This window comes from Limosilactobacillus panis (genome assembly GCF_019797825.1).
Taxonomy (GTDB): Bacteria; Bacillota; Bacilli; order Lactobacillales; family Lactobacillaceae; genus Limosilactobacillus; species Limosilactobacillus panis_A.
Window position 1 is genome coordinate 1222327 of sequence record NZ_CP081855.1, and the last position, 19205, is coordinate 1241531.

Consider the following 19205-nt stretch of genomic DNA (forward strand, 5'->3'; position numbering starts at 1 on the left):
CTCATTTTTATCAAAAAGACACCTCCATCATCGGAAATATTCCCATAATTATCTGCATGATTCCATGCACCGATAAATAGTTGACTCATTATTTTTCCTCATTTCCATTTAACATTTGTTCTAATTCATTTATGTTGTCTATATAAGCTAAGTGATTTTCTCCAGCTTTATTAATTAGCTCTATAATATCTTTTCTAGTCACTTCACCATTAAAAATAATAATTTTTTCGTATGCAGTTAATGGATCATCTAACTTTGAAATCAAATTATCAATTGATACATAGCTTATTATTTGACTATCTTTTACGCTCATATATGTACTATTAACCGCAATTTGTAGCCTGGCTGTTCTTGGAATTTTTATTGAACCATATTTAAATCCAATCGGCATACCAATTAGTATGTAATTTCTAGCCGCCAACCGGTCTATTTGCTCTTGAAGTTTCACAGTTTCTTCTCGTAAATTAGTATTTTCCTCTTTTAAAGTTTTCTCATTTCTTAGAGTTACTTTTAATTTTGACTTTAGTGATGTGATTTCTTTTATATATATGCCATTAACATTCCTTGAGCTATTTTTCAAAGTCAACTTAGATTTTAAGTCAGATATATTATCAGCCATTTTTTTGATTTGCTCATTTTGGCTAGTGATAAGCTGACTATTCTCTGAATTTATACCTTCTAGCTGATCAACTTTTACCTGCATCTTTTTTACAACTACTGCTTCAGACTGATATTTATTATTTAAGCTAACTATTTTATCTTTCTGCTTTTCAATAACCTTTTCTAAGTGCTTGTTATCATTTTTTTTAACTGATTTTTGCCCTGTATCATTTGATATTTCCTTGCTATTTGATTTAATATATTTACTTTTGTACAAATTGAATGTCTCACTATCTTTTTTTAGGTAAGCTCTGCATAGTAGAGAAATAGTGTCATTGTTTTCGGAATTATTATTACCAATAGTACTTACTTCACTAATTATTGCCTTAAGCACTTTGGGTGCTACGTTATTTTGAATTTTTTTATTTATCAAAAATGCTCTATATTGAGCATTTATTTTTTTTGAGGGTGACCCTAATTGCCCACCAGAATTTCTGATAATATTTATAAAGTTTCTATCTGGCATAATATTAAGTAAAAAATTCAGTCTATCATCGATTTTCACCAAATATACTCCTCTCATAAGTGACATATTTAACTAACATAATTATCATAACCTACTTGAAACACGTTTTAAATGTAAACCCTTAAAAATGCTTTTAAGGATCAACTACCTAAGAAAATATACAAACTTATTGTATTACCTGAAACTTGAAAGCTAATAATCACGCCAAAGGCGTGTGGTTATTGGCTTTTTTGGCAAAAAAATAAACGCAAGCTCTCCTGCGTTGTATACTTTAGTCGACCAAAACCAAGATACAAAGGAGACTTACGTCATGAATATTATAAGACAAAAAAATACAGAAAACGAGCTTCACAATATTGTTCATCAATTTACTTCCCTCATTGGTCTATCTAAACTCACCAAGTTGGTGAATTATCGCCGGAATTCAGAAATCAGCTTGATGAAGGTCATTGAATGGCTGCTCACGACAAAGTTCCTGGGACGCTCGCTTTATCGAGCCCATGAAACACCTAACTTTACCAGTCGCACCGTCAGAAATAATTTGAACGATGGCCGGATCAATTGGCAACGCTTGATTTGTCAAGTTGGGAGTCATTTAATCAAGCATTTACGACCGTTTATTGACCGCCGGCGGCGGTTAGCATTGATCATTGACGATACACTCTTTTCCCGTGAGTACGCCACCCAAACCGAATTACTAGCGCGAGTCTTTGACCATGACAAACAGTTATATATTAAGGGATACCGGGCTTTAACTTTGGGTTGGAGTGACGCCAATACATTCTTACCGATCAACTTTGCATTAATGTCTTCCAAGAAGCCACAAAACGTCCTTGGAAAATCAGCTAAAACAACCGATCAACGAACAATTGCTGGCCGGAGACGTCGCCAAGCACAGCAAAAAATGAACCTCGTTTCATTGCAACTTGTCAAGCAAGCCCTCGCAAATGGCGTTCTGGCTGACTATGTGTTATTTGATAGCTGGTATAGCTCACCAAAAATGTTCTATGAATTAACCAAGTTGGGATTAAACGGCGTGGGCATGCTTAAACGGTCCAGCAAAATTTACTATCAATATCGCGGACGGCAATATTCAGTTAAAACATTATACAAGCGACTGCAGGCCTCAAAATATCAACCCAAGCAAGCTTATCAATACAGCTGCTTTGTCGAAGCGCACGTCGGGAACCAAAAATTCAAGCTTCGCTTGGTATTTGTGGCTAATCGGGCCCGTCAAGATGACTACCTAGTACTGGCAACGACTCAGTTAGGCCTTCAGCCACAAGCGATCATTCAACTATACGCCCGAAGATGGCAAATTGAGAATTACTTTAAAGTTGCCAAGCAATACTTGCGGCTCGACAAATCACAAGTTCAAAATTATGACGGGCTTTGTGGCCATTTAGCAATTGTCATGATGACTTATGACCTATTAGCTTGGCAGGAACGGCAAAATCAGGATGATCGCACCATTGGGGATTTATTCTTTATAATGAACGAAGCCATGCCAGATATTGAGTTGTCTCAAGCACTGGTATGGCTTCTAAATTCGTTAAAAACGATTATTAATCATGAAGTTTATGCAAGAAGAGCCCAAATTATTCAGATGATGAATCAGTTCTTCACATTTTTGCCGAAACGGTTAGTTTCGCTGTTAACAGCAAGCTAAATGGTTAAATTAATTAAAATATGCCCTGTGATACCAAGGGATCAGTCTGTCTTCATACTTTCAAGTTTCAGTATTACGTAAAAAACCTCACCATATTCCTATTGTACGTATGGCCATTCAATTAGTTTTTATCAAATCTTAGTAAGGAATATTATTATATTCGTTACTTTATTACCACTGCTAACAAAATTAGATTAATTAGTATTTCCATCATCAAAAAAGTGGCTACACCTAAATTTACTCATACAAGCGCTTTACCTCTGGCGGGATTGGAGGTTCACATTAATTTCCTTAGAGAATCAAGCAACCAATAATGTTGATGATTGGAGTATCTCATTGCTGATAAAACAATTACTAAACAGTAGCAAGGCCACTCCAATTAGCGTCCAAATAAGTTTCCTGACTCTTTTGTCTATATCTATTTCCCCTACTAGTTTGTAAGCAGTCAATAACGATACGTATTGAAAACAAGTGAAAGGGCGTGAGCCGCGGCTTCTTGCGGTTCACGCCCTTTCTTTAGTTACGACATACTCGTTGCACTTCTTCTGCCCATGGTAAAAAACCTCAATGTTGCTACTTTTCTGGTTGGGTAGTCGATCAAACAGGTATTTGAAATACTTATATACATTTAGTTTATTAATTTTCGCTGTTGCCACTAACGTGTAATAAATCGCATTGGCTTCAGCTCCACGAATGCTTTTCGCAAACAAGCAGTTCTTACGAACCAAGGTTGTAAAACGGATCTCTCCTTCTAGCGAGTTATTGCTTAGGGGGATTTGTCCATTTTCAAAAATCCGATATACTCTTGTCCGAAGCTTTAAGGCATTCTTGATGGCTGCACATAGCCGGCCCTGTGGTGAAGTGATACTTCCCAAGTACTGGTAAAACCTATCAAGCAACGGTTTCACATGAGTAATTCTTTGCTGCCGCTTTTCCTCTTCAGTTTGATATACTAATCCGTTTTCCTTATGGAAAACGGCCCCGAGTAGTTTTACCGCATGGAGAGCTTTCGAATACTTTAATTGCTCCTTACTCAGTAATTTAGTGATTCGAATAAACTCCCGACGAATATGAACCAAGCATGAGCCAAATCGGGCATTGGGATATAAACGATTACTGTAACCGCCATAGCCATCACACATGATAAAGCCCGGATAGTCCTGTCCGATAATATCGCCAATTACTTTTCCTGAGCGTGTATTACGATAGTGAAAAATCACCATATGATGACGACTAAATTCGCTCGTCGTCTTGGTTGCCCAAAAATAGCTGGTGTTTTTAGCTTCATCAATGACCTTAAATGGCGTTTCATCCATTTGAATTACGTTTTCACCTTGCATTAATTGGGTTAGCCGGTCATACAGTGGCCTCAAGTATGTTTGACTAACTGTAATGATATTAGTTGCGAGTTGACGACCACTAACTGGCAAACCAACGGCTTGCCAGAGCTTTACTTGTCGATGAAAGGGTAAAGCTAAGGCAAATTTATATTCAGCTACTTTAGCCAAGATACTGCTAGAAACATAGCTGTGTGGTAATAACGACTGTGGCATCTCGCTACTAATGATGATATCTTTACCATCTTCGTCACAGTCATTACACTTATAGCTTTCTTGGTATAAATTCACACAATATAACTCGGCTGGCTTCAGCCGGACTTCGCGGCTATACAAATGATTACCAATCTTTTTCATCTGTTCATGGCACTTTGGACAATTCATATTAGTTAAATGAATCGTCTTATCCACTTGAGGTAAACCATCCAAAAAAGCGGTCCGCTGACCAGAAGACTTGGCTTTCCGGTGACGCACCACTTGTTTTGTCTGCTTTTCAATCACTTCCGTGATTGAAACATTAGAATCTTGCAGCTGAGCTAGTTCATCATCACTAAACAGTGATTGCTGACCATCAACTACGGACTCAATTACTTCAGTTTTTTTCCCAAACATTTGGTTTTGCTGAAGCTTAATAATCGCTGTCAACTTATTAACCTGATCCTTCAAAGCTTTGATCTGCTGCTTAAGCTCTCGATTCTCTTCTACTAAACTCTTACTCATAGTACGTCACCTCCCTTTAAATTATTCTTCGGTAATTATATCAAAGAACAACGATTTTAAACAGAGGTAATTCAATAAAAGGTACCTGGTTGGGCAGCTTTGATCCGACGAACTGGCAACGGGTTTAAACCTTTCAATAACCAATCCAATTGCCTAGCTGATAACTCTTTAGCTTCACTACTATGTCTTGGCCAGCTCAAATGACCATTCTCAAAACGCTTATAGAGTAGAATAAAACCTTACCGTCCCAAAGTAACCCTTTGAACCGATCATTACGTGACCCGCAAAAGAGGAACAGAGAATTATCGTATAACTCTAGTCCATAATTTTCCGCGATAACCATCGCCAGCCCATCAATTCCTTTACGTAAATCAGTTTTCCCGCAAACCAGATAAACGTGGTCTGGATCGTGCCAGTTAATGAGCATAATGCACCACAGCCTTCACAACCTCGGCCGCAAGGCTGGGATTGGTCGACCGCGCCTAGACGTATCGTTATTGACTACTTACGGTACTACATAATCAAGCAGCGACAGAGACAATTTTAGATCGTCTAGTCTACCACTCACATGTGATTAAGATCAAAGGCAAGTCATATCGACTAGCAACTGCCAATTCCTAAACCGCCCAAATCATACAATTTTATTTCGCCTTTTTATAACATTTTTGAACCGCCCTTGACAGATAAAAGCTTTTAATAAGATTTTTTAACTTGCTAACTGTTCTTATTGCATCTTAAAAACAGATTTTATATCTTAATCTTTTCTTTTATATATTCAACTACTTTATGTTCAAGCAACTCTGTTATTCCAAAATATACAATCAAGTACAGTATCAAAGATATAATTGGATTCTTGATTAAAGTAACAAATTCAAATACCAAAGTCATTAATAACATATAAAACGTGTTTTTATTTCTCTCTATAGTATATCTTTTATACAAATAACTATTACTTAATAAATACCATATAAATAGGACTACAAGAGATGATATTGCAATAGCATATGGATCCTTAAAAATAAAATAAGCAAGATAATTAAGAACTATAGCTAATATTAAAACACCAATCCCTAAAGCCAAATATTTCATAGAATTATTGGTTATCTTAAAGTAATTAAAAATAACTAAAGAAATACAACTAGTTATTCCTACCCCAGGTAACAATATTCTAAAAAAAGCAAGTGAACCTATATATTCAGGTAAAACAATTCTTACAAAAACTTGTACAGGGAAATATATAGCAATTAAAAAATACATTAATCCAAGAATATAGCTAATGTTTAATCCATAATTTTTTATAGCATTTGATATCTCCTGCTTATTTAGATAGGGAAATATTACAGTTGATACAGCTGTTACAACTGTTGTCGTTAGTGATATTAAACTATAAGCAAAAGAATACTCGCCGAATATTTTATTATTAAAAAATATAGAAATATATTGATTATCCAAATTTAAAATTAGATTACTTATTTGGTAAGAAATAGTAACCGGAAAGCCAATTTTAAATAGCATTAGAATCGTCTTTTTCATTTTTCCTAAGGATAAAGCTTCACCAAATACTAAATCATGATATCTAAACATATAAGTAAATAAAATAATCAAATACGTAATTATAAAGCAATAAGTATACTGCCTATAATTTACATAATTTATTGCTTTAATCTTAATTAAGAATAATAACACTATAATTATGACTGAAGTGGAGATTGCTTGAAGCATATTTACTCTGGATAAGAAGCCAAAATCCATTATAGCTTGAGTAAAAAATTGAAAATAAGTAAAGGTATTTAAAATAAAAGAATAGACTCCCACAGCAATAAATATAAATCTATATATATCATTAGGGATGAACAAACTGCAAATAACTAAGATTGAACTTACAACTAGCTCCAAAGATATAAAGAAACGTGTTATACATCTAAGCTTTCTTTTATCAATTTCACAATAATTTTCTCCACCAAAATGTAATAATATACCATCAACAAACCCAAAATGAAGTAGTGCACCATAGACACTATACAACATAAATAATTTATAATATCCATATTGTTCTACTCCTAATATTTTGGGAAGGATAAGGCCCACTAATATACTACTCAATAAAAGAGCAGAATTACTTATAATAACCCTAATAGTATTTTTAAAGAAGTCATTATTCTGTTTATGCTCCATATTTTCTCCTTAATTAACTTTTTAAGAAGTTTTTTATTTTGGCCAATTCCAATACATCTTTTTCCGTAAACGTATATGGTTTACCTCTTTGCCAATCAATGTACCTAGCTGCCATTTCATTATCATCTTTTAACTGCTTAGGACGATAATTACTTAGAATTGTTTGTAAAAATGTTTCATCGCCTAAAAATGAATGCTTAAAAATCTTCATTTTTTTATAACTCAAAATAATAGGTAAAAATGTACTCCGAATACTAAACCAATTAGGCCCTTTTTCAACAATTATATTTTTTTCTTCAAACGGTTAACATGTAATAATGTATTTGCTAATTTAATAAACCGAATAAGATTTAAATGGTCTCGAATATTAAAATGATCAATAGGGTAATAAAAAGAAAGCCTCTGAGTATTCTCCTCATTCCTAGGTGAATATCCTAAATAAAGATCCTTATTAAAAAATTCTTTGAAATATTGTGTAGTCATTAAAGGAATGTCATTAGAAGAAATCAAATGAATATAATCATACCTTTGTTTATAATGCCAGACACTTTCTAGCAAAATCTTTTCAGCAGATATCTGGGTACTAGTTCCCCAATAAACCTTTATCCGCGGTGTAAAAAAAACATGTGACTTTTGAGACACAAGTTTAGGAATTTTGTATTTTAAATCCCAGTGAATAAAAAAATCAATATCCGAATCATCTAAATGATTGATTACTTTTTGAAGGACTCTAGCATCATTTCCAGATCCCATAGCCATTATGGCGTGACGCATGGCTTCACCTCCCAATTAAATTTCGGTAATATATCTTGTCACAGTAATTGACTCACCTATCCAAATTAGATAGGGTTCTCATAGCTAAAAACAACTTATTCCTTAGTCATTATTTTATATTTCGAATATATCAAATAAAATAATCTATGCTTTAAACAGTAAGTAAAAATTTTATCTTTGGTTTTGAAAAATTTTGATATTTTTATATTACTAAATCGCCAATCCGTAGTAATTTTTTCACATATTTTCTTAAACGAGGCATATGATCTCATATTATTTAATAATGTTAACTTTATCGACCTTAAATATAAATAATGCCATACTCTCCCATAATTGTCATGAAAATAATCATTTGATTTATCTGCCATTATAACTGTTTCTTCCCATACATTATTTAAACGTCTCCTAGACAATGTTTGACCTATAATATAGTTATTGTATCCAATATATGAAAGAAGTAGAACATTATCAACATATTTAAGGTATTCCATCATAAATAAAGTATCTTCTCCAAACTGCTGATCCTTAAATGTAATATTATGTTGCTTAATTATATTCAGGTTAAATAATCTTGTATATACAATTTCAAATAAGGATTTATCATTAAAGAATTTAATATACCCATTTTTCTTTAAAGATAGATTTTGGTAATTCAATTGTATTTTTCCACATACAATATTATTATTTGTCTTTTTTACTAACCCAGAAACAACTAAATCAACATCATTTTCTTCATAAGCATTAACTAAGGTAGAAACGTAATCTTTATTTATTGAATCATCAGCATCTACAAATAAAACAAAATCACCACTAGCATTCTTTAAACCAGTATTTCTAGCTTCACTAACTCCTTTATGATCATTTATAATCAACTCGTAATTATCATATAGTTCAGTATATTTCGATGCAATTTCTACAGAATTATCCATTGATCCATCATCAACAATAATGACATTAAGTAGAAAATTGCCCTTTTGTTTTAATATACTTTTCAAACATCTATCTAAGTATTTTCCTTTGTTGTAAACAGGAATAATAATATTAACTTTTTTCAAATTCTCACCATTTTTCTGACGAATTGTTAAACCAAGTACAACTTTCGAGGACGGCGGTTTAGCTGATGTTGGCAGAAACTGACGTCCTTATCTGTATAGTCATCAATATCAGTTCTTTTGGGAAAGTATTCTCTAATTAGGCCCATTGGTATTTTCATTAGTTCCTCTTTTCTCTGGTGAATATGGATCTGGCCAGTAAATGTTCACTCCTAAACGTTCTTGAATATCGTTTAAGCTAAGAAATTCACGCCCATGATCTGGAGTTAATGAATGAACAAATTCTTTAGGGATAGCCCCTAAAAGATCAATTAACCCCTGATTAATATCAGCTGTTTCTTTATGATTGATTTTTTTGATCAATACTAATTGCTCAGCCGATCAACGACTGTCAAGAGAACCGCATGTCCGGTTTTTCCCATAGTATCTATTTCCCAATCATCAATGTGATGACGCTCATTGATGAATTCAGGATGTTCATGAATCGAAATATAACCTGTCTGTGCTTCACGATGTTTCTTCGTATTTTTAGGATGACGGGTGTGATGTTTGCGCCTTAAGTGACGCTGAATCCTCGTGTCACCATGAGATCTATACTTTTCACCTAAATTATGCTTATAAATATGAAGATAGATAATGTTATAGCTGACACACCAATGATGTTCTTTCGCAAAGCGCGCAGCGATTTGTTCGGGAGACCAATGTAAATCTAAAATATAATGACAATTTTACGGCGTAGTTGTGGATGACTATCTAGCAACAGTGGTTTATGACAGTTGCGACGTTTTACGTGATAGTCATTTTCAGCAGTATTAGCAGAGTACTCACCCGAACAACGTTTTAATTCACGAGAAATAGTACTTGGACTGCGCTTCATATGTAAGGCAATTGCGCGAATAGTTAATTCTTTAGCCTTTAAATAAACACATAAGCATTTCACATTCTTTTATAGTAAGATGGATATAGCTCATAACTGGTTACCTCGAATAGTTTGATTTGGTCGTTAAACATATTCTACCCGCTATGGTTTTATTTTCCTGAAATGTCAAATTAAGTTAGAAAGAAACTAACTGTGCATCTGTGATATTCTCCATGAATACCTCAATGGGTGTGCGGTAGTGCAGTGACTTCCGTGGAATATTGTTCCGGTATGACATTAGCTGAGTAACTAATTCATCCGGGAGATTACGGAAGTCTTTCTTTTTACTCAGACCATCACGCCGAAGAATACCGTTGGTGTTTTCGTTTAGCCCTCGCTGATTAGGCGCACCGACTTCCGCAAAATATGTCTGAATATCGTGCTTATTGGCAATCTCACGCCAGCCCGCGAATTCCTTACCGTTGTCAAAGGTGATGGACTTAAAAAGATGACGAGGCTGTTTTGATAGCCATTGGTCCAAATAATAGTTCACACTCTCGGCCGTTTTGTGATGGACATTCAAAACAATCTCAACTTTTGAAATCCGTTCTACTAGGGTCATCACAGCACCATGGTGAGCTTTCCCTTGAACCGTATCAGCTTCTAAATGACCAAATTCATGTTGGTAATGTGGAAAATCGCGGTAACGTTGGTAAATACTGCGACCAAGATGGCCAGCTTTCCCACGCCGTTCAACGTAGCCATTTGGGTGACGGTTACCTTTCATTGGTAACTGCTTAACATCAAAGCCATATTGACCACGAGCAAACATGCGATAAAGCGTCCGCATACTACAACTGATTTTCTTCTCTGACCGACCAATAATGGTATCTGGCGTCCAACCTTGACTAACTTGCTTGGTAATGTAACTTACTTCATCATCAGGTAACGTCATTGGTTTACGACCACAACGGCGCTTATTCCGTTGGTACTGCTTTAAATACTGCGTAATTGTCTTGCCCGTATCCAAGTAACGATAAACTCGATAAATTGTTTCAGCACTACGCTTTAGTGATTTAGCAACTCGATAAGCTCGAGTGTCTTGACGATAAAATTCAGCTATGAGAGTTAATTCACGTGTGGTAAGATGTTTGTAGGTCATTTGTGATTGCCTTTCTTTTGATTAGGGATACTCAAAAGTCTATCACAAATGGTTTTTTTGTTTTTCTAACTTAATTTTACAAACCGGGTTTTTAAATCTATTGCACTTAGATTGTAAATACTCACTAAACAAAGAAATTTTTCTCTGAATAGATTCTTATAAGGACATGCATAATAGGTATTCTTATACCACAAAAACTTTTAGAAGAATAATATGGCGTTTTAAAAAGACTATATAGTAAATATTTAAATCGCTCAGCAAATGAATGAGTATTCTCCTTAATTAGGCTTTCAGCTATATGATCACTGAAAGAATCTAATCTATGATACCCATATGTATCAATATAAAACATATCTATACCATTATCATTTAAGAAATATTTAAAACGTCGTTTCTGGAAATGAAAATATCCAAATTCCTTATAATTAATTCTACCATTCCTCTTATAAACAAAAAGACAAATATTTTTCTTCCAAACGTAAGCATCAGGTAGCTTAAAAAATCGGTCATCCATTGATATCAAATCCATATTTTCTGGATAAGGCTCATTAAGCAAATCTCGGTTATTATAAACCGAGTAACCATAATAGTTATAAATTTTATTAATTCCGTCAGCCTCATCAAAATGATAAGCAGCTGAGGTTGTAGAAGCAATATTAAAAAGGCAAACTTTCTTATTAGCAACCATTATTGGTAATTTATATCTTTGATTTATTTCACTATCATTTCGGAAAAGCATAAAATGTCCATATTTCCCAATTTTATCGACCTTTTCTTTAATTCCTTTTTTTATAAACTTCCATAAATCACCATATACAACATCGAGATCTGAATACCCCCAATAATCATAATTATGAAGTATATCTTGAAACGCAAGTCCATACAAAGGTCTATAATCACATAACTTATATGGTTTATTCAAGACAATTTTTCTATTACCAACTACACTTTTTATTCTTTGCTTTACTTCTTTAAAAGTAGATCTTATAAAATGTACATTTTCAACTTTAAGAAAGTTACTTGTAGAATGATCAGTAAAAATATACCAGTCAATTTTTTCGTTAAATTTACAGGTAATCAAAAAAGTGTTCATATTATGTGGTAACTTACCAAAATACGGAATAATAATAGCTATTTTTCTCATCGAAATATTTCCTTACATTTATTTTCTATTTTTAATTTTTAATTTTTATGAAAGTAAGATACAAAGTCGTCTACCATATCATGATAAATAAATATTTTCAACAAATTTTGCAATTTTTATTTCGTTAAATCCAGCATTATCTAAATATTCAATATTATTTAATCGTGGATCATTTTTATGCTGAATTATAAAATTAATCCATCTATTATAATTATCTTTCTCCAGTGAATATACATTTGGGCTAATTTTCACCTCATCCGTTATATTATTTGATATTACGCAAGGTATCCCTGAAGCCTGAGCTTCTATTAATGACAAAGGTAATCCTTCATATTTTGACGGCATAATAAACATATCCGTTGCCATTAAAATTTTATTGACATCATTTCGATTTTCTAAAAAAACGACTTTTGATGAAAGTCCTAGTTTTTCCACTTTACTTATTATTGCTTTTTTTAGCGATCCATTTCCGATCAAAAGTAGTTTATAATTTTTATTAATCTTTAATAGACGATTGAAAACATCTATTAAGTAATTATGATCCTTTTGGTCTTCAAACCGACCAATATTGCAAAGGAGTGTTTCATTATCCTTCACATGAAACCTACTCCTGTAATATTTTCGTATATTTTCATTGACTACATATTCATTAAAATTTATACCATTATTAACGATATAAGTATTCTGATCCTTATTACCAAAAAGATGAAAAATTGCTTCCTTTGAAACACCAAATTTATAATTTGCATATTTATTAATCATTTTACGCATTTTATACTCATATACTTTTCTAATAAGAGTTTTCTTTTCACCCTTATACGTATCATGTGCATGAGCAATTCTTATAGGAACACCCATTTTCTTTGCAATATATAAAATATAACCTGACGCAAAATAAATATGAGAATGTACCACATCAAAAGGACCATTATCGCGTATTATTCTTTCTAGATTTTTCTTAACGTTTAATGGATTCCTACTTCCGGAATTAAAATAATGGATATAGCCACCTAACTTTTTCACTTTCTCATCCAGAAGGCCCTTTTCACCTGACGTCATAGCAAAATGGAATTCAATTTTATCTCTATCTATATTTTGCATTAGATTAATAACAACATGTTCAATGCCGCCTTGGTTTAATTTATTAAAAACCTGTAATACTTTAACCATATATAATTTCCCTATTCTCAACCATTGCTTTAATTTTTCAAAATTTCATGTATATAAATTTCTTTTAGTCTTCTAGCTTCACAATTTATATCAAAGCCCTTTTTGCGAGCTAATTCAACACCATCTAATCTTCTGGGGCTGTCTTTTAAATTGATAAATTCTTTACTCCATGCGTCGATTCCATGATTTACTTCTAATACTTTACAATGTCCAATATTTGCTTCGTATGGTAATTTATTTGAAATAATACAAGGAACACCTGAAATTTGTGCTTCAACTGCTGCTAAACCGAGACCTTCAAATTTAGAAGGAAAAGCAAATAAATCTATTCCTTGTAATAATTTATTAACATCATTTCTTGTTCCCAGAAATACAACTTTTTTTTGTAAATTTAGTTTATAGACTATTCGCTTTATTTTAGTTAAATCTTGCCCAACCCCTACCAGGACAAGTAAAGCATCCTTCCTCTTCTCACATGTTTTAGCAAAAACTTTTATTAGGAATTCCTGATTCTTTTGAGGAGAAAACCTTCCAACATGTCCAATAACATATTTCCCTTCCCAACCCATTTTTTTTCTTATTCGTGTTCTCCATACATTATTAAATTTGTAATTTTCAATTTTAAATGCATTATTAATAACATACCATGGTTTATTGAATCTATTTTCTGAAAACAAACTTATGCCAGATTCTCTACTACTTGAAAATAATACATTTCCTAAAGGAGAACCTGTTAAATGATAAAAAAGACCATTTCTAAGGTTGGTTAGCATTGTATCTCCATATACAGGATTATGAACATGCGTTATAACTTTTTTTACCCCTAATCTTGAAATTGCATTTTTAAAATAAAAGCCTAAAAAAATCAAATTGTTTTCTAAAAATGCATATTCTTTATAATGCTTACTACAAAAACATCTCCATTTTCTAGAGAATTCGTTTATTCTAGTTGGATTTCCCAAATAATAGATATTTCCTCCTAGTTTAGTTATTTCATCTTTAAATGAATTATTTTTATCATGTAAGGAAGCTTCATTTAAAATCAAAAAATCAAATACTATATTATCCTTATTTAAGTTTTCAAAGTAATGGACTAATACATTAGCGATGCCATCACCTTTACTTACGGATGGTACAATTTGTAAAACTTTCAACAATATTTCACCCTTAAAAAGAAAAACTATAGGGAACAATTCCTGCCCATTCAGGACGATACTTTTGAATTACAACAAAATATAATATTAAGCCAATAATAATCATAATGGTGACCAATATTCTGTTCTTTTTAAAATCATAACCGACCACATAGGATAAAATTGGAAATAAACCAGGCATAAAAAATAATGACATTCTTGATATTTGTGAAAACTTAATTGCAAGAATATATATAATCAATGCACATAATAACATTAGCTGTGAATCTATAAATAATAGATCATTATTCTTAAATTGTTTTGATATATATAAAATGAATATTACTATAGCTGATGATATAATTATATTTGTCAAACCGTTATAATTATTATTTGCAACATCACCAGAAAAACTTTGAGCTTCATCAATGATAGATGATAGTTTTGTATATAATGTTTCAAATGATAAGAATATTACTCCTGCAACAAATAGAAATGCTATAATTCCTTTCTTGTTCAACTTAATTTTTCTAATAAAATAGATAGGTAAAAATATCCATGCTGTTACATGCATTGTAGTTGCAATATACGTAAATAGTAAGAACCTAAATGGTTTTCCCTTTATTACATAAGCAAAAGCAACCATACATAAACAAATTGCCAATCCTTGACGCATCAAATTCATACAATTAGCCATAAAAATTGATTCATAGGCAATTAATCCAATAACATAATTTATATTTAATTGAATGACAAAAAAAGTAAAACAAACTATCATAATTGCTGAAGTTACCATAATCATCAGCTGAAAATTAGGACTAATATTGTAGACAATATGATTTAAAAAAATAAAGCCATTTTCAAATCTTGCATGAAAAGGGAAAAACCAATTTCTAAGTGTAGAGTTTACATTATACATACCGGACTGATAGAAGAAGGACTTGTAGGTAGAAGTATCGACCCCAACACTGTAATTTCTATAAGCCATCAAAAGCCACAAACAAGTACCATTAATAATTAAATATAATTTTTTCTCATACACATATATAGGTATAGTAACTATTTCTAAGCCAAACAATAGAAGATATATAAACATTATATTCCTCGCACATTCTTAAATTTTATGGTAAAACAAGTTTAATTATCAATAATAAAGATAATATTTACCGTTATTGCCTCGGTGATTACTAATGAAGTTTAAATGTGTCTACCTGCTTTTTTGATTTTTCCATGCCTCTTTTTGCAGAAATTTGCGCAAACTTATAAGGAAATAATGTAGCAAAAGCTCTTTTTAATAATCCATAAAGGCCTTTATTCTTAGTACCCCAACTATTATCAAATAAATGTTGAGCATAGTTAGCATTTTTATTTTTACTAATATAGCAAAAATAATCCTTAGGAAAGATAATTATACCTGGTTCAAGTACTTGCATTTTTCCATTTAACTTAAATAACGGCCATCTTTTAATAAAAATATCTGTAATGATTGGATTACTCGTGTAATTATCTGAATTATTAAACATTTTTTATTAACTTCTCCTCTATAAGTTTTTAGAAGATAATTTATGAATATTATAATTATTTTCATTCCAGCAAATAAATTCCCAGCCGGGCAGCTTTTCATTCCATTACTTCAATTCTATTTTGAATCTTTAAAGGCATTTTTGTCCCAAACCATGCATAATGAATGATTTTTGGAATCATGCTATCACCTCATATATTTTTTTCGTCTAAAATAATTAACAATATACTTTATAGTTAAAAATAATGAATAACTCATCGAAAGATTATTAATTCTAAAAACACCATATGTCCACTTCATAGACGCAAGCTTATTTGATGAAATTGACTTGCTATGTTTCATGTATTTAGCTAGATTATCAGAAATCAAATAACCCAGTATGCCTTTTTTGGAAAGCCGAATCCACAAATCATAATCTTCATGTTTAACTTTTCTAAACGGATTTTTTCTTAATATATTAGCTTCTATAACAACAGTTAGCATTCCTACTGGGTTACCATTTGAAATTATTTTTTTGTAATTATAAATTCCAGTTTCTCTTAAACGTTTCCCTATCTGCTTATATTTATTATTAATAACAGAATAATTACTAAATACCCACCTAGCTTTCTTTTTAATTATGAAATTATGTTGAATTTCCAGTTTATCCTTATTCCAAATATCATCACCATCTATAAAAGCAATGAATTTTCCAGAAGCATTTTCTACACCAATATTTCTAGCATAAGCTACTCCATGGTTTCGTGTTAATGAAATAATCTTAACAGGTATCGTTAATTTTATAGTATTATCTTTGATCAGCTTTAATGTTTTATCTGCGGAATGATCATCGACAATGATAAGTTCGAAATTTTTGTATGATTGCTTTAAAACTGAGTTTAAGGTATTTACAACAGAACTTTGATTATTATAAGTATTTAGAATTACTGAAAAGAACCTTTCATTTTGCATTTTATCGCGCCCCATCCCCAGTAAAAATAATTCTAAAGGTCTCAAGAGCAATCTTAAAATCAAATCCCAATGAATAATGTTCAATATAATAATTATCTAATTTACACTTTTCATTGGGATTAAGGTTGTAACCTCCATGTATCTGAGCATAACCTGTCAATCCTGGAATAATTTTTAAACGTTTTGGAAAATCAGGCCATTTCTCAGAAAATTGTTCAGTAAGAACAAAACGCTCTGGTCGTGGACCAACTAAACTCATATCACCTTTGATAATACTCCAAAATTGCGGTAACTCATCAATTCGTGTTTTTCTCATAAAATGACCAACTTTAGTAACGCGTGGATCATCTTTTTTAGCCCAAACAGCGCCTGTTTTTTTTTCAGCATCATTTCTCATTGAACGTAATTTAACAATTGTAATTGGTTGTCCCATATAACCAACTCGTTGTTGCTTAAAAAAAGCTGGTCCCTTTGATGTCATTTTTACTAAAATTCCAAAAACTAAAATAACGGGTAAACTGACGACCCCAAAAACCGTTCCAAAAATAATATCACAAATTCTTTTACCAATTAATTTCGACTTAGGAACAGGTTCACCAATCTGATCCAAGAATGAATATTTTTCAGTTGAATTTGTAGTAGTAGTGTTTTCTACTGAAGCTCCCAAAATAATTCTCCCATTAGTTTTCTGAGTAATACTTCCAATAATTAGTTAAACCATCATGTAATGACCATTGAGGCTTGAAACCTATTCCCTTTAGTTTAGAAACATCAGCTCGTGATTTATTAATGTCTCCTTGACGAGCCTCTTTTTGGATAATGTTTAACTTTATACCCGCAATATCTTCATAAGTATGAATTACATCAATCAATGGTGTTTCATCACCATTGGCAATATTATATACTGTTGGCTCATTCGTCTCAGTTGAGATCTTAATTAATGCATCAACTACGTCTTCAACATAAACAAAGTCTCGCGTCTGCGATCCATTGCCATAAAGAGTAAATGGTTTGTTTTCCTTAAGGCACTTTGTCACAATTGACAGTACACCAGAATATTCGGAATTAGGATTCTGGCGTGGACCGTACACATTAAAGAACCGAACTGCAACCGTCGGAATATTGTAAAGGTGACCATAATCAATGGTATACCGCTCAGAAGCATACTTATCAATTGCATAAGGAGTTAATGGATCGATATGTGAGTCTTCCGTTTTAGGAAAGTCTGCAGCATTACCATATACCGCAGCTGAAGAGGTAAATAGGAACTTCTTAATAGGCAATTCATTAGTTCGAATAAACTCAAGAGTATTAACAACTGATTCTTGATTAACTAAATGAGTGTACCAAGGCCGAACTACTGAATCGGCAACACTAGATACCGCAGCCAAATAATAAATATAATCAAACTTTTCTTTTAAAAGTAAGTCATGCATAAAGTCTTCGTCACAAACTGTATGCTTATAAAAAGTAACTTTATCTTGAATGTCTGCAATATTTTCAAGTCGACCCGTAGAGAGATCGTCTACAATAACAACCTCGTCTTCATTAGCAACTAATTTGTGAGCCAAAAATGATCCTATAAAACCGGCTCCACCAGTAATTAATGCTTTAGACATTTCATTTTCCTCCTAAAACAACCAAAAACGTTTTCTTTTCTTTTTTAGCACTTGTAAATTATTTAATGGTACATTCTCACCATTAATAATGGACTTAGCATTCTGCTGATACTGGCCGGCCAAGCTTTCCCCAAATTCATGTCGTAGCTTATCAAAGGCTTGTCGCATTTCATACTTCCGACCTGGTAGGTTATGAGCATCTGATGCAAAAAGGTAACCTTGTCCGGCTCCAATTAACTGCCGACTGAAGTGCTCCACTTTCTTACCAAATGTTCCCACATATGAACTTGCTGTAATCTGAGATAGACAGCCCTTTTCTAACAGTCCATATAGCAGCTCCGGTTTTGACATAATCATCGTGTTTCGCTCGGGATGCACAATTACCGGTATAATTCCACGCTGTTGCAGGTTAAAAATCATTCGATTCGTATAATGTGGTACATCATCGTCTGGAAATTCCAGCATTAGGTAGCGACCACCTTCATCCGCAAATAGTATGTCATCATTATCCAATGCCTCTAATAAGTTACCATTAATTCTTACTTCCTGCCCAGGAAAAACGGTTAACGGAATATCGTGCTCCTGCAGCTGCTTTTGAAATTCTGCCGTCTCCCGAATTACGTCTTGCTTATGGTTAACATATCGACCATTCATGTGGTGAGGCGTCAAAAGAGCATGGGTCACCCCATTCTCCGTTGCCTCCCGCGCTAAACGAAGTGAGATTGCCATGCTCTTAGAACCATCATCAATTCCTGGTAAAAGGTGACAATGGAGATCAACCATGACCATTAT

16 protein-coding genes and 4 pseudogenes are annotated in these 19205 nt (G+C 32.7%); 2 read left to right on the forward strand and 18 right to left on the reverse strand.

Features of this window, described 5'->3' with window-relative positions; translation table 11 throughout:
* Positions 1–88 precede the first annotated feature (88 nt).
* On the reverse strand, positions 89–1165 hold the full coding sequence (locus tag KZE55_RS05885) for a hypothetical protein (protein WP_222257794.1): 1077 nt from the start codon (positions 1163–1165) through the stop codon (positions 89–91).
* Between the two features lie 271 nt (positions 1166–1436).
* Here KZE55_RS05885 and KZE55_RS05890 point away from each other — a divergent pair, with 271 nt between their 5' ends.
* Positions 1437–2795: an IS4 family transposase gene (locus KZE55_RS05890; RefSeq protein WP_222257795.1), complete on the forward strand. Its 1359-nt coding sequence runs from the start codon at positions 1437–1439 to the stop codon at positions 2793–2795.
* 516 nt (positions 2796–3311) lie between these two features.
* On the opposite strand, the pseudogene tnpC reads toward KZE55_RS05890, so the two are convergent.
* Positions 3312–4852: pseudogene (gene tnpC, locus KZE55_RS05895) on the reverse strand (IS66 family transposase).
* 71 nt (positions 4853–4923) lie between these two features.
* A pseudogene (gene tnpB, locus KZE55_RS10475) lies at positions 4924–5279 on the reverse strand (IS66 family insertion sequence element accessory protein TnpB).
* 83 nt (positions 5280–5362) lie between these two features.
* Here tnpB and KZE55_RS05905 point away from each other — a divergent pair.
* Positions 5363–5473 (forward strand): annotated as a pseudogene (locus KZE55_RS05905) (ATP-binding protein); the annotation flags it as partial.
* 126 nt (positions 5474–5599) lie between these two features.
* Here KZE55_RS05905 and KZE55_RS05910 read toward each other — a convergent pair.
* From KZE55_RS05910 to KZE55_RS05980, 15 genes and pseudogenes are all read right to left on the reverse strand, one after another.
* On the reverse strand, positions 5600–7027 hold the full coding sequence (locus KZE55_RS05910) for a lipopolysaccharide biosynthesis protein (RefSeq protein WP_222257796.1): 1428 nt from the start codon (positions 7025–7027) through the stop codon (positions 5600–5602).
* 13 nt (positions 7028–7040) lie between these two features.
* Positions 7041–7313 (reverse strand): hypothetical protein, encoded by a 273-nt coding sequence (locus KZE55_RS05915; protein ID WP_396442471.1) that lies wholly within the window; start codon positions 7311–7313, stop codon positions 7041–7043.
* Positions 7310–7801 (reverse strand): beta-1,6-N-acetylglucosaminyltransferase, encoded by a 492-nt coding sequence (locus KZE55_RS05920; protein ID WP_222257798.1) that lies wholly within the window; start codon positions 7799–7801, stop codon positions 7310–7312. The genes KZE55_RS05915 and KZE55_RS05920 overlap by 4 nt, the downstream gene beginning before the upstream one ends.
* Before the next feature lie 95 nt (positions 7802–7896).
* On the reverse strand, positions 7897–8856 hold the full coding sequence (locus KZE55_RS05925; RefSeq protein ID WP_169470711.1) for a glycosyltransferase family 2 protein: 960 nt from the start codon (positions 8854–8856) through the stop codon (positions 7897–7899).
* A 26-nt stretch (positions 8857–8882) separates the two neighbouring features.
* A pseudogene (locus KZE55_RS10535) lies at positions 8883–9824 on the reverse strand (IS30 family transposase).
* Between the two features lie 84 nt (positions 9825–9908).
* Positions 9909–10874, reverse strand: coding sequence for an IS30 family transposase (locus KZE55_RS05935; RefSeq protein WP_222257719.1), 966 nt, complete (start codon positions 10872–10874; stop codon positions 9909–9911).
* A 124-nt stretch (positions 10875–10998) separates the two neighbouring features.
* Positions 10999–12018, reverse strand: coding sequence for a DUF6625 family protein (locus KZE55_RS05940; protein ID WP_169470712.1), 1020 nt, complete (start codon positions 12016–12018; stop codon positions 10999–11001).
* 78 nt (positions 12019–12096) lie between these two features.
* Positions 12097–13188, reverse strand: coding sequence for a glycosyltransferase (locus tag KZE55_RS05945; protein ID WP_169470713.1), 1092 nt, complete (start codon positions 13186–13188; stop codon positions 12097–12099).
* A 29-nt stretch (positions 13189–13217) separates the two neighbouring features.
* The gene (locus KZE55_RS05950) at positions 13218–14342 is read right to left on the reverse strand and encodes a glycosyltransferase (RefSeq protein ID WP_222257799.1); all 1125 of its coding nucleotides are present in this window, start codon (positions 14340–14342) and stop codon (positions 13218–13220) included.
* Positions 14343–14355: 13 nt separating this feature from the next.
* Entirely contained in the window at positions 14356–15417 is a 1062-nt protein-coding gene (locus KZE55_RS05955; RefSeq protein WP_222257800.1) for an EpsG family protein, read from the reverse strand.
* Between the two features lie 91 nt (positions 15418–15508).
* The gene (locus tag KZE55_RS10285) at positions 15509–15844 is read right to left on the reverse strand and encodes a hypothetical protein (protein ID WP_261313191.1); all 336 of its coding nucleotides are present in this window, start codon (positions 15842–15844) and stop codon (positions 15509–15511) included.
* 185 nt (positions 15845–16029) lie between these two features.
* The gene (locus KZE55_RS05965) at positions 16030–16794 is read right to left on the reverse strand and encodes a glycosyltransferase family 2 protein (protein WP_222257801.1); all 765 of its coding nucleotides are present in this window, start codon (positions 16792–16794) and stop codon (positions 16030–16032) included.
* Between the two features lies 1 nt (position 16795).
* The gene (locus KZE55_RS05970) at positions 16796–17461 is read right to left on the reverse strand and encodes a sugar transferase (protein WP_222257802.1); all 666 of its coding nucleotides are present in this window, start codon (positions 17459–17461) and stop codon (positions 16796–16798) included.
* A gap of 13 nt (positions 17462–17474) precedes the next feature.
* A complete protein-coding gene (locus KZE55_RS05975) occupies positions 17475–18413 on the reverse strand; it encodes an NAD-dependent epimerase/dehydratase family protein (RefSeq protein ID WP_222257803.1) in 939 nt (312 codons plus the stop codon).
* A 12-nt stretch (positions 18414–18425) separates the two neighbouring features.
* Positions 18426–19202, reverse strand: a complete 777-nt coding sequence (locus KZE55_RS05980) for a tyrosine-protein phosphatase (protein WP_222257804.1) — start codon at positions 19200–19202, stop codon at positions 18426–18428.
* Positions 19203–19205: the final 3 nt, after the last annotated feature.